A 15,903-nucleotide genomic window follows, 5' to 3' on the forward strand; every position below is an offset into this window, starting at 1 on the left:
TCTCCTCCTATCCTAATTCCACTTTATTTAAGAAATTCAACGCCTTTTGCAATGTAATATTGCCGCCAGCAATTGGCTGCCAGTCGAATTGAACCACCTGGCCATTATGACCTGTGATCGCTTCAGAGAAACTACGTAACCCAACATTAATGAAGGAACTATTTGTTAATAAATTCAGCATAGCTTCAGACGGCATGTCGGTTGTCTTTGATCCAGCTTTTTTAGCTAAGACCTTTCGCTCCGGCAAAGTGACGGGATGTCCCAGCATAGTTAGAGCTGATTTAACTGCCTGAGCATTACTATGGCACAAAATTACGCCAGCATCTTCTAGAATGGCAGCTTGTTCGTCTATATTTTGCGGATCTTCGTCTGTCCCAACGATGGTAGCAATCACGGCTAACTCTCGACCATCTCTTTGCGCCTTTTCCTTAATTGCTTTGATGGTTGGTGCTAATTCTCGGGCCATATTTTCATGAGATCCATAACCCAATACATCATCTAATAAGATAACTGCAGTCGTTTCTTCATCCGCAGCTGCGGCTAACATTTCTTCACGTTTCGTTGGATCAATCATCGGGTGTGGTTTCCCCTGAGTGTAAATGTCGTCCCCTAGGTCTAAAATTTCATGGGCACCTGCTTTTAAAATATAACCATCTTCATTAGGCTGATCTTCCTCTAAGCCTAACCCTTGTTTTATCAGCATTGCTGCTTCATAGGCCAATGTGCCACCTGAATACAGACCTTTAATCCCTGTTTGTCCAGTTTTAAATTGATATTCCGGAACCATCAGGGTCTCACGATTCGGTTCTACTTTTTGATCATTCATTAATTGAACTGCGATTTCTGCAGCTTCTTCTAAAGTATAAGCGCGGTAAAGATTCTCTTCATGATCGGTTGGTTCTTCCCCTAGAAAAATCGTTACTACTGGTTTGGTAGATTCTCTTAACAAATTGAGTACTTCGTCTCTTACATTTGGTGCAGGCGGCTTGGAGATCACGACAATTACCTTAGTATTTGGATCACTTTCTAAAGTCATCACACTGTCCTTCAGAGTAATTCCACCAACTTCAGCCTTCAAATCGCGGCCACCCGTTCCGATAGCGTTTGTCACACCGCCGCCTAACTTATGAATCAACGTGGTCACTTCCTGAATACCTGTTCCAGATGCCCCAACGACACCAATACTCCCTTTGCGAATCGCATTGGTGAAAGCTACTGGGATACCATTGATGATTCCCGTTCCACAATCCGGACCCATTAGTAACAGCCCCTTGTCATGAGCCAGCTTTTTCAAGCGGACCTCATCTTCTAGAGGGATATTGTCGCTAAAGCAAAAGACGTGTTTATTTTCTTTCAATGCATGCTCAATTTCTAAAGCTGCATGGGCACCTGGAATGGAGAAGATTACCACATTGGCATCTTTCCCCAGAGTTAATGCTTTATCCCAAGTTTTCACAGTCTCAGTTCCCTTGTCGCTGCCGCCCTTGCTTTTTTCTTTCAAATATTCATCGACTACTGTCAATATTTCTTTGATTAGCTGCTCATCTTTTTTAGTAATATCTAACACGATCGCCATGTCATTTGACGAAGCTTTTTCTAGTTCGCTGGTATGCAATCCACCTGCTTTAAGAATATCTTTGTTAGCAGGAGTACCCATCATTACGGAGGCTTTTTTAACGCCGGCAATCGTATTTAATTGATTGGTCAACAGCATAAGTACAATTGAATCTTGATAACTATTTTTCTGAATAATTGTGTATAACAATTTCTTTCCTCACTTTCTGCTAACTCGTTGCAAAACTTCCTGTACCGCCATATTGATTAAAGTGTACGGTGTCACTTTCCAAATAATCCATAATCTTTTTAGTGACTGGAATCCCCTCAGCCATATAGGTATCATATTTTATCTGATTCGTTTCTCCTGGATAATAAACTTGCTGAAAGCCGATAGCCGGGGCAATCGTATGCAGCTCCTCTACCATCGTTTCGACACTGTGCTTGAAGCTAGGTAAATCAGTAAAACGGGTTGGATCAATTAGTATAAATAGTTGACCTAGATTTCTTTTTTCTGTTAAATCACTGTACATTGAGGAAACATTTTTACCAAATGGCAATCCCAATAACATACCCGAAAGGACGTCCACCATCATCATTAGACCGAAACCTTTTGGCCCAGCTAATGGAAGTAATCCATGGACATCATGCGGATTAGTTGTTGGATGCCCTTCACTATCTACTGCCCAATTATCAGGAATATCCTGATTTTTAGAACGGGCATCGAGTATCTTGCCCCAAGCTTGAACGGTTGTCGCCATGTCAAAAACAACAGGCGCTCCATTTTCTCTTGGTACAGCAAAAGCAATTGGGTTGGTACCAAAATAATTTTCTGAACCCCCGAAAGGTACGACCATAGGATCAGATTGACACATGGAAATCGCAATCAAATTTTCCTCGGCTGCTCTTTTAACATAGTAAGAAAGTGCACCAGAGTGACTCATGCGTTTGACACCAACAATTGCAGCTCCAGATTCCTTTGCCATATCCATTGCGTAGTCTAATCCTCTTAATGCAACATATTGACCAACACCGTTGTCGCCATGCACAATCCCCGTACTTTCCCCGGTTTTTTCAAAGGTGATTTCTGGATCAATGGTCACGCCACCTTTTGAGATACGCTCGGCATAATAATCCACACGGACTGCTCCATGCGAATGAATACCGCAGGCATCGGCAAAGACCAGATGCTTTGCAACTGTATCAGCCTGTTCTTTTCTTAGACCTGCCTTGATTAATTTTTCTTGAATCAATTCATGCAATCTTGCAGGCTGAACTTTGATTGTCTCTTCCATCTCACAAACTACTTCCTTTTCTTAAATTTCAGGTTCGCGGTTACAATCTTTTGAATAGACATACGCTAACGGCTCATCTCGACCCACTGCATAAGCTGCTTGATGCACATATGCACTCATAAAAATATAATCGCCCTTTTCCACTGGCAACCATTCATTGTCTAAATTGTACATTCCCTTGCCTGAAAGCAAATAAGCCCCATGTTCCTGATAATGCGTTTCAATATATCCGTGACTTGCTCCAGGCTCAAAGGATAAAATATGGAAATTCATGTCGAAGCATAAATCCTTTGGCAGAAAATCCCAAAGCAAAACGTCCGTCATGCCTTCATATTGAATAGGTTCAATCTCATTGATATTGCCAACTACTTTATAGGCTTCCTGTCCCTTGATTGGTTGGTAACGCTTTTTATATAGGAAGAATTCCGTCTTTTCTTCTTGAGCATTTTCCAAATACATTAATACACCTGCTGGCAAATATACAAAACCACCAGTGGTCACTTCATGTGTTTCTTCCCCATCACCTACGGTTAATTTTCCGTCGATTACATATACTAAGGTTTCAACACCTTCTCCGCCGAAGCCTTGAGTATTTTTACCGTCTTTTTGAAAGGTCATAATAAAATCGACGAAATTTGCACCTAATTTTTTTGAGCCTAAAATGGAGCAATCACAGTTTTCAAAACCAGGAATTACGTTATTGACTAGTCCTTCATGAGGCAATACGGCATAATTATTCTTCTTGATCACAGCCCTTGATTCTAAAAGTCCGTCAACATACCCAATATTGTTATTCTTGTAACCCACACACGTTACCTTCTTTCCTACTCTTTATATGCTAATTCGTACAACGCTTCTGTCAGGATATCTACCCCTGCAACTAGATCTTCTAAGTTTGTTGCTTCCGCTGGGTTGTGGCTAATCCCATTAATACTTGGAACAAATATCATGGCACTTGGGTAATGAGGAGCAATGACTTGTGAATCATGACCGGCACCACTGTGCATCACTTTATACTTCATATTTTTGTTTTTAGCAGCTTGCTCTACCTTTGCAACAATTGATTCATCCATTGGTACGGGACTTTCATCCATCCATAAATCAATTTCTAATTCCAAGCCGTGCTCTTTAGCAACCTCTTTCATAAACGCTTCTGCTTCAGCAGCGAATTTATTCAATGCCCCTGCATCTGTATGTCGGCAGTCCATCGTGAATAAAACTTCGCCAGGGACTACGTTGACAGTGTTTGGTTTTGGTTCTACTTTTCCGAAGGTAACTACTAACGGATCCCCTTCAGCTAAAGCACGATCAATTACACCTGAACAGATTTTTGAGAAGCCATACACTGCATCATGTCGGTAGCCCATTGGAGTCGTTCCTGCATGGTTCGCTTCTCCCTTCAGTTGGAAAGTATAGCGCTTTTGGCCAGCGATGTTATTCACTACACCAACTTGAAACTTTTCCATTTCTAGTACGTTTCCTTGTTCAATATGAATTTCAACAAACGCTTCAATATCATCACGCCGGACCTTGTCCTCAGACGCGAAATCAAAGCCTTGACGATGCATTTCTTCTACAAATTTTATGCCATTGGAATCCTCAATAGTTGCTACTTGTTCTTTTGAGGCTTCACAAACGAAATTCTTACTTCCCCAAAACACAGTTGGAAAACGGCTGCCTTCTTCTTCAGCCATCGAAATGACTTCTAAAGAACGTAACGGTTGTCCGTGTGTTTCTAAAAGTTGTTGAACAGCCAAATAAGCTGCTATCACACCATATTGTCCATCAAGGGTTCCGCCGTTAACAACGGTATCGATATGTGAGCCTGAGAGGATGGTTTTTGAGGGATATTTTGTTCCTTCTACTCGACCAAATAAATTCCCAATTTCATCGAAAGAGGTTTCAAGTCCAATTTCTTTCATTCTTCCTTCAACGAATTTTTGGGCCTCCAGCCAAGAATCTGAATAAAGCAAACGTGTCATACCACCAGTTGGATCACTTCCTATTTTCGATAAAGCGCTGATATTCTCTTCTAATCGTTTTTCTAAAGCCATTTCTAAATCCTCCTTTAGGTTGTTAAAGTAATTGTAATGTCTGTAAGCAGTCGATTCATTGTTCATAAGTGACAAATATGCACCTTCATTTGTGCTGAATAACCATAAATGATTGCGTATAATGAGAGTAGAAAGAAGGAATTCTATGAAATCGCAACATTTTGTGTACAAACGACTGGGTGATTTAGTCTTAGAGATGACTTTTTATCCTCAACAGGCAGAGAGTATGAGAGAAACTACCATTCTTTATTTCCACGGTGGCGGTTTTCTGTTTGGGCAGCGTGATGATTTACCCTACATTAATCAACTAGTGGAAAACGGCATCAATGTGCTGACAATTGATTATCCTTTAGCACCAGAAACTGCTTTAAGCGAAATTGTTTCCTGTCTAGAGGACGCAGTGGACTGGTTCTTAACTCATTTTGAAGATGAACTACAGCTGAGAACTTCTAATTTTTTTCTCTTCGGACGATCTGCTGGAGGATATTTAGCTTCCATTTTAACCACCAATAGGTACAAGGAGCAACTAGGTTTGGTTCGCTTTTATGGCTACCATGATTTTAAACATGCCTGCTTTACTTTGCCGAGTCCCTTTTATGGTCGTTATCCTAAAGTTCCACCAATGGATGCTCAAAAAATTATCAGTAAAGGCAATTCAGAGGAACGCTTCCTTTTGTATTTATCGGCTCGTCAATATGGTAACTGGCTTAGCTATCTAGGAAGTATGACTGAAAAATTGGTGGTCGAAGAAGAACAATTAAAGGAGTTTCCTCCAACCCTCTGTGTCCATTGCAGCCAAGATCCTGATGTACCTGTCGAAGCTTCCCGCCAGCTAGCAAAATCTATTGTGTCCTCAACCTATATTGAAATAGCCGCTGATGTCCATGATTTCGATCGAGAACAAAATCCTCAAAGTGATGACGTTTATGAACGATTAGTAACCTGGTTGAAAAAACATAATTAAAGATATTGATAGACATAAAAATTCGCTGAAATGAGTCTCCTCACTTCAGCGAATGCTTTTCTTATTTTTATATACAACTTTCTTATCCTCTAAATAAGAGACCTCTGGCTGACTATCTTTGAAACATACTCAATTAGACTTTTTTTACTTTTAATTCAATCTCAGTTGATTTAGTACCTATCGCAAAATAATAGCGCATAAAAAAACTGGTTGAATTCCTCAAAAAAGACCAAAAGCACTTAACAGGCTTTTGGTCTTTTTAACAGTCAGCTTGCTGCTTGAACGGCAGCTTTTTTCTTTTGCAGTTTTTTCGCAAAATAAGGAACTTCTTCTGCAGAGGTATAAACGAAATGGCCTGGAGCTACCTCTCTCAGCTCCCTCTGCTGATTATCTCGGGGATCACTTTGATAAGTAATTCGTTGCCGTTGTCGTTCATAAGCTGGATCAGGTAAAGGAATGGCTGACAGCAAGCTTTCGGTATAGGGATGAACACCATAGCGATAAATATCTTCACTGCTGCCCATTTCCAGCAAATGCCCATTGTACATTACACCAATGCGATCGCTTATATGCTTCACCATCGACAGATCATGGGCGATAAACAAATAAGTGAGTCCATGGGATTTTTGCAAATCTTGCAGCAAATTGACTACCTGTGCTTGGATCGATACATCCAAGGCCGAAATAGGTTCGTCACAAACAATAAAACGCGGATCTACAGCTAACGCCCGCGCAATCCCAATACGCTGTCGTTGCCCACCAGAAAATTCATGAGGATAGCGGGAGCTGTGACTGGGATTCAGGCCCACCGTCTCCAACAACTGATTTACCCGCTGGCCTCTCTCCTGTTTTGATTGGACCAGGCGGTTTACGTCCAACCCTTCGGCAATAATATCTTTCACCTTCATCCGAGGATTCAGTGAAGCATGGGGATCTTGAAAGATCATTTGAACATCTTTTCTAAAAGCAGTTTCCGCTTTTTTGCCTTTGATTTTGGTAACATCGTGTCCGTCGTAGATAATCTCTCCACTCGTTGGCTGATTTAGTCGTAAAATAGTACGGCCTGTAGTCGATTTGCCGCTGCCGGATTCGCCAACCAAACCGAATGTTTCTCCTTCATTAATATGAAAGCTGACATCATTGACAGCTTTAACTTCATTTTTCCTTCCTATATTAAAGGACTGCTTGAGGCCTTTGACTTCTAATAAGACTTTTGCCAACCCAATTCCTCCTAGTTAATATTACTGTAATCATTTTAACGTCGTATACTATTTTACTAAGCAACTTGCTCTGTCATTTATTGACATCTTTTGATTGTTCTATTGGTGAACGTTTAGTTACTGCGTAAAACAGAACTGACATCCTTTTGTGCGTGATTGATTTGAAACAATTCCCAGCGGCGTAAAATTTCCTGCGGCGGGGTAACTGTTGGTGCTTGCGGAGCCAACAGCCAGGTTGCAGCCTTATGGGTTTTTGATAATTCAAAAAAGGGTGGCTCCTCTTCGGTGTCAATTTTCAAAGCAAAAGGATTTCGGGGATAAAATGCATCTCCCTTAGGCGGGTCTAATAAATCCGGTGGTGAACCAGGAATGGCAAATAATCGTTCATTCGCATCATCCAAGGTCGGCATCGAGCCTAATAATCCCCATGTATAAGGATGCTGAGGATTGTAGAAAATTTCCTCTGCGGTTCCCACTTCGACAATTTTTCCAGCGTACATGACTGCTACACGGTCAGCAACATTCGCCACCACACCTAGATCATGGGTGATAAAAATAATCGAGGTCTTCATCTTCGACTGAATATCCTTCAACAGCTCTAAAATCTGGGCTTGAATGGTCACATCCAAAGCAGTAGTCGGCTCATCTGCAATCAAAATTTCTGGGTAGCAGATTAAGGCAATCGCAATAACGATCCGTTGTCTCTGACCACCTGAGAATTGATGAGGATAGCTCTTCAAGCGGCTGGGAGCCTCAGGGATTCCCACTAGTTCAAGTAACTCAAGCGCAGCATTCATACTTGCCTTTTTCGAAACTTTCTTGTGCTTTCGCATTGATTCAGCAACCTGTTTGCCAATCGGCATAGTTGGGTCTAATGAAGTCATCGGGTCTTGAAAGATCATGGCAATTTCTTTGCCGCGAATTCCTCGCATTTCTTTTTCTGACTTTTTGACTAAATCTTCTCTTTTAAACAGAACTTCTCCACTGTCGATGTTGGCATTAGCCGACAAAAGCTGCATAATTGCTCGACTAGTAACTGATTTGCCGCTGCCAGACTCGCCAACAATCGCTAAGGTTTCCCCTTCATATAAATCAAGATCAACCCCGCGAATGGCCTTTACCTTGCCGGCATAAGTATCGAAGGAAATTGTCAAATTCTTCATTTCTAAAACTTTTTCCATGCTTGATATCACTCCTTCATTTTCGGATCAAAGGCATCCCGTACACCATCCGCCAGCAGATTAAAGCAAATCATAATGACTGAGATGGTAATCGCTGGAATCCATAACAAGTAGGGCAAATATAAGAAAGTCTTGTATCCGTCATTCAGCAGGGTTCCTAATGAAGCAGACGGCGGTGTCAGCCCCAGTCCGATAAAGCTCAAGAAGGCTTCAAAGAAAATCGCCGATGGAATACTAAACATCATTTGAATAATAATCACACTAGAGATGTTGGGCAAAATATGCTTTAAGGCAATTCGCCATTTTGGTTCACCTAGCGTCATACCGGCTAACACATATTCCTGATCCTTCAATTTAAGGGTCTGCGCCCGGACAATCCGGGCCATCGGAATCCAGTTAGTAATCGCCATTGCCGCAACGATCGAGATAATTCCCGGTTTGAAAACCACCAACATCAGTATCATAACCACCAAATTAGGAATCCCTGATAAAACTTCTAAAAATCGCTGCATGACATTGTCTACACGTCCACCGATTAATCCAGAGATCAGACCGTAAATCACACCAAGAGTGATATCAAATAAAGCTGCAATAAAAGCAATCAATAAGGAAATTCGGGTTCCCATGAATAAACGACTAAGCACATCCCGTCCTAAACCGTCCGTACCAAGAAAAAAATTCACGTTGGCTGGAACAGCTGCTTCCTTATACTTATCGACCATTTGACCAGCCACTTCCGTTTTTCCGTTGAGTCCATCAACATTCAAGCCCGGAATCCGCGGCGGTAAATTAATGTATTCGACATTTTGCTGTGTAGGATTATGCGGGGAGACAAAGATGGTCACCACCGAGATGAAAATAATGATTCCCAAAGCAGCCATTGATAAAACAGCTGCTTTATTTTTCTTTAGCCGCCGCCAAGAATCCTGCAAAAAGGTCAAGGAAGGCGTCGCAATTTCTTCACGTTTCGCTTCGGTATTGCCCTGCAGCAGCTCAAAAGCGCTGACTGGAAGGTCCTTGATTTTGTGTTTCGATACATCCATTAGCCTTTGCTCCCTTCTGATAGACGGATCCGTGGATCAACCAAGCCGTATAAGATATCTACGATAAAAATTACCACAACTAGCATAAAGGAGTACAAAATCGTCACTGCCATAATCGTTGGATAATCATTTGTAGTAATTGACTTAACAAACTGTTCGCCAATGCCTGGAATGGCAAAAATGTTTTCAACCACCAAGGAACCGGTCATTAGAGCAACTGCTAGAGGCCCGATCAACGTTAATAATGGAATCAAACTATTCCGTAAACCATGCTTGAAAGCAATTTGCCAGCGGCTAAGTCCTTTTGCCCGGGCCAGCTCCACATAATCACTATGCAGAACCTCTACCATCTCGGTTCGCACAAAGCGGGCCGAATCCGCTAATGGTGACATAGCCAAAGCCACTGTCGGCAAAATAGTATAGATAAATCCATCCCACTTAGCGATAGGAAACCAGCCTAACTTGATCGCAAAAACGTATTGCAGCAGCACTGCGAAAACAAAGTTGGGAATCGAACGACCCAAAATCGCCATCAAAGTAGATGAAGTATCCACCCATGTATTTTGCTTCATGGCCGAAATGGTTCCTAACAAAATACCGGCCAAGGTTCCAAAAATAATTGCCTGTACTCCTAGCTGTAGAGAAGGTCCAATCCTTCCGGCCAATAAAGCCGCAACCGGCTGATTCTTAAACTGGAAGGAAATACCAAAATTGCCCTGTACTAGGTTTGATAGGTAAATTCCGTATTGGACAATTATGGGTTTATCCAAGCCCACCTGCCGATTTAACATTTCAATTGTTTCCGGGCTTAGACGCTCCTGATTAGTATAAGGAGTTCCTGGTAATAACTGCATCAGGAAAAACGTGACTGTCGCAATCAGCCACAGGGTAATAATCATAAAAAATACACGGTTTAGTAAATACTTTATGTAACTATTCAATGAACCATCGCCTCCTCTTTCACATTCTGACATTAAGCGGTTCCAGCTTTGTTGTGTAAAAGCAACTCACCTAAGGAAGTCATTTAGCCATCAACCTGTATCCTTTGACTTCCCTTCTGATCTTCGATAAATTACTGATAACAAATCAAAAGGAGCCTATTATGAGAAAGATTATCCTTCCCTTTAGTTTGGGGATTATTATTATTTTGGCAGTAATTGGTTACTCAAGCTTTACCAACACGTTAACTGCCCAAGCCTTGTCTGATCGCTTGTTCCTATTTAGCTTGCCGCTAATAATTATCAGCGGCTTTCTATGGGTGCGATCCTCTGGCTTTTTTCGCCTGTTCCATCGATCCTTCCAATTGAATAAGCAAAAACAGAAAAAGACGGCGGCCCCTTCAGGCTCAATACCAGCTGGACCTCTGACTTTTAGTCTGGTCCTTAGTGGTATGCTATTGGGAGTCTCCCTTCTTTTTCTGCTGCTTAGCTAGTACTTAAATTTTATTCTTCAATGGAAGTCCATTTGTAATCCCATGAGGCACCTGCCGGATGATGGACAATTCCTTTTACTTTTTCATTGATTAGATGACCTTCTGCTTTTTGATAAACTGGGGCTACACCCATTTCATCCATGATCAGCTTGTTGGCCTTTTGCAAATCTTCCCAACGGGCTGTTTCATTAGTAGCGTTGGTCGTTCCAGCTGATTCAATCAATTTATCGTAATCAGCGTTGCTCCAGCGTCCGCGATTGTATGAATTACCCGTAGTGAATAAGTTAGTGAAGCTGCTTGGGTCAACATAGTCAGCACCCCAGCCACCCATCAAGACATCGAAATCACCATTGTTTGAGCGATCCAAACGAACAGACAGCGGAACTGGTGTCGGTGTTACGGTAACACCAGGCAAATTCTCTTCAATGCTGCTTTGCAAATATTCAATAATTTTCTTAGTGGAGTCAGCATCAGAAGCCAAAATGTTAAAGTTCAGAGAATCTATGTTTAATGCTTGTTTTGCTTTGTCCCAATGCTCCTTAGCTTTTTCTTTATTATAAGAAACAAGAGTGCCTGCTTCTTTGGCAAAGTCTTCATCAGTTTCTGGATTCTTGGACATATCTTCTGGGACTAAACCGGTCGAAGCAATTGATCCGTCACCTAAAATTTGTTTCGTTAATGCGTCGCGATTAATTGAGTAAGAAATCGCTTTGCGCAAATCTTCGTTGCGGAATGGAGAATTTTCTTCCCGCTGATTGTATTCCAAATAGTAGGTCGACGCTTCTTTAAAGGATTGGTAGCTAGGATCATTAGCATTTTGCTGTGCCAGCTCTCCAGAGAGAATGACATCATCTTCTTGCCCATCCTTAAACAGATTCAAAGCAGTGGACGATTCCTTGACTACACTAACATTGATGTCAGACAATTGAACTGTATCCTTATCCCAATAATTATCATTTTTCTTGTAAGACCATTCGGTATCAGTTCCTGGACCACTAAAGCCTTCTAAAGTAAAGGGACCATTATAAACTGCTTTGTCACTTTTAGTAGCATATTCCTTTCCGTTTTCTTCTACCACCTTTTGATTTTGTGGGAAGAAAGATGGGAAAGCCAATAAGTATTGGAAATAAGGAGTTGCCTGAGCTAATGTAATTTCTAATTCGTGGTCATTCACGGCTTTAATTCCTAATTCAGTCGGTTCCTTTTCACCAGCAGTTATTGCCGCAGCATTTTCTACCGGTTCAAATAAATAGGCATATTCTGAAGCGGTTTCCGGTTTAACTGTCCGCTGCCAGCCGTAAACATAATCTTGAGCTGTTACCGGATCACCATTCGACCACTTAGCATCTTCTCGTAATTTTACTTTATAAGTAAGACCGTCCTCACTAACATCGGCCATGTCACTGGCACCAGCTGCCTGAGGCTTATTATCTTTATCTAAACGGTAAATTCCTTCGTATACATTGTTTAAAGCAGTAAAACTTATTGTGTCTGTGGCCAATGATAAATCAGCTGAAGGCATCTCTTGAGGCACAACGACATTAAAAACACCTTTTTGGCTGCCGCCGCTTGTTCCACTGCTGCTATCTGTGTCGCTGTTACTATTGCCATAGCATCCTGCCAGCGCAATTCCACTTAATGCAATAACACCAAACATCATCATCTTTTTCATATACATTCCCCTTTTTTTAAAATATTCAGATTACTCTGTGTTTTTTGATGATGCTTTGTATTCTAGATAAAGCTTCATTAAAAATCAATTATTTTATCTTAACCATAATGTTAAATAACTATAATAAATAAAACGAATGCACTTCAATCGCTTCTAATAAAGATCAGGATCGATTCACCATTTCTTAAAATAACATAAAAATAATTACCAAAAGAATGAGTAATAGATATATGTTTTTCTAATAATTTTTTTCGAATTAAAAAGATTGTGATTTAATAAACTTCTAACACAATTCGCTTATTAAAAACAAGCTTCGAAAAATAACTTAAACCCACTCTCGCAACGAATCTTTTTTATCAAATTTTCACCAACTATAGTTTAAAAATCAAACAATATTTGTCTCGTATTGTTCATAGATAGACTAATTAGACTAAAACCTTTCCTTACTACTACATTTATCAAAAAGTCTCTATCAGAAAATTTTAATCACTTGCAAATTTTTTGTGCTAATCGAACGATTCGTTCCAATAAATTCGTTCATTCTCTGTACATTCCTTAAGCCCGAACCTCACAAGCTGATGAAAAATCCTACTGCTGGAAGTCCTAAAATTCAAGAAAACAGATCTAAACGAATAGGTAAAAAAACACTTTTTCTATTAAAAATTTCCTTCTCATCCCTCAGAAACTCAGTTCTGGCAATTACAATTGTTTAAAATAGTTTTAATAAAATATCATCTGTAATCTAATTGACAGCAGCTGCATTAAATAACTCTGATAAAAATAAGAAAACACTATTGATTTCTCATATGCCTTTGTAGTAATATGTAAACGTATTCTTATAACAGCTAGGAGAGATAAAATGACAAACTTAAAATTAGGCAAATCTCAAATTTTCGGCATTCGCAAATATAAAAACTTAGAAAAGCTCATGAATGATTACTACCAACAGACTAAGGATTCTGTTCATATCATTTATTGCGCAATCGCTATATCAGTGCGTAACGGTTTAAGCGCTTCAGATTTTTCTTTTGTTGCGAAGGATTTAATCCGTTCACTTTTCTTAGAGAATGAAGAGGTTCGTACAATTCCTCTTTCTTGCGTTTATTTCCGCGATTATTTTAACGAGAGCGAATGGGCTGCTGTTGTTAATCGCTTATTTAACAGCCAAGAAGAATTTGAACAATTAACTGAGAGCACCCGTGCATACATAGAAGACCTGCGGCCATTACTGATCTCAGGCGAAAATCCTACCAAAAAGAAAACCAACATGCTCTCTTACTTCAAGGATGGCAATGGCAAAAGACACAGCTGGAGCCTGAGCAATGTCAACCCCAACATTACTAAAGATCAACACTATGCTTTGCTATCAATTTTAGGAACACTGAATATTTTTGAAAAAGATGGCGTTCGTCGTTTTGTTGAACCAATTTATGCTGATTTCCTAACTTATGAATCAGGTTTTGATCGCAGAAATGAAGAAGAAGCGGCTGATTTGCGGGAAAAAGCAGGAAAATTATTGCCAATAACCATCCAGAGTGCTCCCGTCGAAGAAAATACATTTACTCAAGATCACAAAATTCGAACGTCTAACCAAGAAATACCGCATACCCATGGCCTTCATGAATCGATAAACGAAAGCGACGCAAATGCCAAACGTGATTTCTTATTGAAAGAATTTGACCCTTCCTCCGTTTCTCAAGAAGAACTTCCTGACTTGGCAATGAAGGCCATTCTTGAAGGAAAAAGCCTTCGTGATATGCAGCTAGAGCAGGAAAAACAAAAAGAACAAGTCCAGACTCAAACCCCTTCAGTGAAAAAAATGCTCACTCGAGAGGAACGTATAAAGCAACTTCAAGAGCTGCGAAGAGGAAAGAAACATCAAAATAAACGGCGTGGGAAAAAAAGGAAGTAGCATAATTACCCTTTCCCATAGTGAGCAAGACATTGTGAATCCATTGATCTATTTTTTCACTATTACTGATAAAGCTAGTTTATGAAGTCAGACACTGCAGCTCTCATTATGTTAAGTTGACTATTCTATAATTTCTTTGCACACGAAAAAAAGCCGCCACAGCTGGCGACCTTGAATAGCTTTTTACTCGTGTGGCTGAGACTAATAGCCCTTCTCTTTTAAATCGACAATCAGATCTTTGTAAAATTCGCGAACATCAAAGCCCTCAATATTTTCTCGGGTTAAGTCAATGACATCGGCGTGAGAAATACCGCGTTTCGCGGGTGGTTCAATTAACAACGTCTCATCGAAATAGCCAGCTGACTCTACTGAAACCAGCCCATCATTTCGACCATCGAAATGCTTGACGACTGGGTAAAAGAGATTCAAAGGGAATTTTCCGCTAGAAGCTTTCTTGACAAAAGTTGCAACGCTTTGGTAATAAACACCATCCACATTAGGCATTTGCTGATTGAGTTTCAGACAAGCTTCATCACTCAAATCACTGACAGCTGTCAAAAAGTTAGGATTATAATCTCCCAGTTTTTGGAAGGCACCATTGTAAACAGTCTCAACCACCTTAACTAATCTTGCAGGCGCATTTTTCAATAAATAATTGGCAAAAATACAGCCTTGATGCGGTGTATTAATCGTGGTCAACGAAGCGACATAAGAAACAACGCCGCAATTTGATATAGCATAGCGGCTATCCAGTCCGCCCTTGGAATGAGCGATAATGTTTATTTTCTCACAGCCAGTCTCTTCAACAATTTTCATGATCTGTTCGGCCAGCTGCTGACCACAATAAGCAACTGCCTGTGCAGATTCTTGATTGCCGTAATAAATCTCGGCTCCCCGTTGTTTTAGAAACCGTGGAATTCGTCCCCAGTAATTTAAATACTCAATATCTCGAAAAAATACGCCATGAACCAGCAGGATCGGGTATTTGGTGAGGCACTGCTGCGTTTCTGCTGCTACTTCATCGACTAAATCCTTTTTATATTCAAAAGCTAGTTCTTGTTCAACAATAGCAATCACTTTTAGCAGCATGTAAATATTCACTAAGGGAATCCAGCCGCAAAGCGCTGCGATTATTCGCATTTGCAATCCTAACTGAACAGAAGACAGAAAGACACGAAGCATCCCGTTCCAAAATAAAACGGTCTCCAGTAAAATAAACCAGGCCACTCCACCTAAAAAAACTGGCCAAAAAATCTGCTTAAGCAGCAATAAAAACAGCACCGTTACCAGCATCAACAAACAACTCATGATAAAAATCTTCAACGATAAGCAGCCGCTATATAAAACACTTAGATGCTTACGCTCAAATTGTTTCTTAGGAAAATGATGAATCAGTACTAAAGCCGCCACAAAACCGGCAATAAAAATAATTAGCTTAACCAAGAATCCCGACACCCTTATAGAGGCGATAATCGGAACCAAAATACATAAATTATACAAGAAACCATAAATAAAGGTGTAGCTGGCATCTCTTATCAGAAACGAACGCAACACAATCACCCTTTCCCCAAACTTT

General features: G+C 40.5%; 13 protein-coding genes. 3 read left to right on the plus strand and 10 right to left on the minus strand.

What is annotated here, in order from left to right:
• Positions 1-7 precede the first annotated feature (7 nt).
• Genes fdrA through allC form a run of 4 tightly spaced genes read right to left on the minus strand, consistent with a single transcriptional unit; the run spans position 8 to position 4,903 of the window.
• A complete protein-coding gene (fdrA, locus tag IGI46_RS20510; protein ID WP_429965989.1) occupies positions 8-1,765 on the minus strand; it encodes an acyl-CoA synthetase FdrA in 1,758 nt (585 codons plus the stop codon).
• A 19-nt stretch (positions 1,766-1,784) separates the two neighbouring features.
• A complete protein-coding gene (allD, locus tag IGI46_RS20515; protein ID WP_429965988.1) occupies positions 1,785-2,849 on the minus strand; it encodes an ureidoglycolate dehydrogenase in 1,065 nt (354 codons plus the stop codon).
• Positions 2,850-2,870: 21 nt separating this feature from the next.
• Positions 2,871-3,656, minus strand: coding sequence for a (S)-ureidoglycine aminohydrolase (gene allE, locus IGI46_RS20520; protein WP_429965987.1), 786 nt, complete (start codon positions 3,654-3,656; stop codon positions 2,871-2,873).
• A gap of 17 nt (positions 3,657-3,673) precedes the next feature.
• Entirely contained in the window at positions 3,674-4,903 is a 1,230-nt protein-coding gene (gene allC / locus IGI46_RS20525; protein ID WP_429965986.1) for an allantoate deiminase, read from the minus strand.
• Positions 4,904-5,048: 145 nt separating this feature from the next.
• Here allC and IGI46_RS20530 point away from each other — a divergent pair, with 145 nt between their 5' ends.
• Positions 5,049-5,867 (plus strand): alpha/beta hydrolase, encoded by an 819-nt coding sequence (locus IGI46_RS20530; RefSeq protein WP_429965985.1) that lies wholly within the window; start codon positions 5,049-5,051, stop codon positions 5,865-5,867.
• 266 nt (positions 5,868-6,133) lie between these two features.
• Here IGI46_RS20530 and IGI46_RS20535 read toward each other — a convergent pair whose 3' ends face one another.
• The 4 genes from IGI46_RS20535 to opp3b form a co-directional block, all read right to left on the minus strand.
• Positions 6,134-7,087 carry an ABC transporter ATP-binding protein gene (locus IGI46_RS20535; protein ID WP_429965984.1) on the minus strand — a complete coding sequence of 318 codons (954 nt, stop codon included), beginning with the start codon at positions 7,085-7,087 and terminating at the stop codon, positions 6,134-6,136.
• A gap of 113 nt (positions 7,088-7,200) precedes the next feature.
• Complete coding sequence (locus IGI46_RS20540; RefSeq protein ID WP_429965983.1) at positions 7,201-8,268, minus strand: ABC transporter ATP-binding protein; 1,068 nt, start codon at positions 8,266-8,268, stop codon at positions 7,201-7,203.
• Positions 8,269-8,276: 8 nt separating this feature from the next.
• The gene (locus IGI46_RS20545; RefSeq protein ID WP_207701651.1) at positions 8,277-9,311 is read right to left on the minus strand and encodes an ABC transporter permease; all 1,035 of its coding nucleotides are present in this window, start codon (positions 9,309-9,311) and stop codon (positions 8,277-8,279) included.
• The gene (gene opp3b / locus IGI46_RS20550; RefSeq protein WP_429965982.1) at positions 9,311-10,252 is read right to left on the minus strand and encodes an oligopeptide ABC transporter permease; all 942 of its coding nucleotides are present in this window, start codon (positions 10,250-10,252) and stop codon (positions 9,311-9,313) included. The genes IGI46_RS20545 and opp3b overlap by 1 nt, the downstream gene beginning before the upstream one ends.
• A gap of 161 nt (positions 10,253-10,413) precedes the next feature.
• Between opp3b and IGI46_RS20555 the strand changes: the two genes are divergently transcribed.
• Positions 10,414-10,743: a DUF3899 domain-containing protein gene (locus IGI46_RS20555; RefSeq protein WP_429965981.1), complete on the plus strand. Its 330-nt coding sequence runs from the start codon at positions 10,414-10,416 to the stop codon at positions 10,741-10,743.
• Positions 10,744-10,753: 10 nt separating this feature from the next.
• On the opposite strand, the gene IGI46_RS20560 is transcribed toward IGI46_RS20555, so the two are convergent.
• Positions 10,754-12,415 carry a peptide ABC transporter substrate-binding protein gene (locus tag IGI46_RS20560; RefSeq protein WP_429965980.1) on the minus strand — a complete coding sequence of 554 codons (1,662 nt, stop codon included), beginning with the start codon at positions 12,413-12,415 and terminating at the stop codon, positions 10,754-10,756.
• A gap of 859 nt (positions 12,416-13,274) precedes the next feature.
• On the opposite strand from IGI46_RS20560, the gene IGI46_RS20565 reads away from it, so the two are divergent.
• On the plus strand, positions 13,275-14,327 hold the full coding sequence (locus IGI46_RS20565) for a hypothetical protein (RefSeq protein WP_429965979.1): 1,053 nt from the start codon (positions 13,275-13,277) through the stop codon (positions 14,325-14,327).
• A gap of 201 nt (positions 14,328-14,528) precedes the next feature.
• Here IGI46_RS20565 and IGI46_RS20570 read toward each other — a convergent pair whose 3' ends face one another.
• The gene (locus tag IGI46_RS20570; protein ID WP_429965978.1) at positions 14,529-15,881 is read right to left on the minus strand and encodes an esterase/lipase family protein; all 1,353 of its coding nucleotides are present in this window, start codon (positions 15,879-15,881) and stop codon (positions 14,529-14,531) included.
• Between the last annotated feature and the right edge of the window lie 22 nt (positions 15,882-15,903).

Origin of the sequence: Enterococcus sp. AZ163 (assembly GCF_050498925.1) — a bacterium.
Classification (GTDB): domain Bacteria; phylum Bacillota; class Bacilli; order Lactobacillales; family Enterococcaceae; genus Enterococcus_A; species Enterococcus_A ferrettii.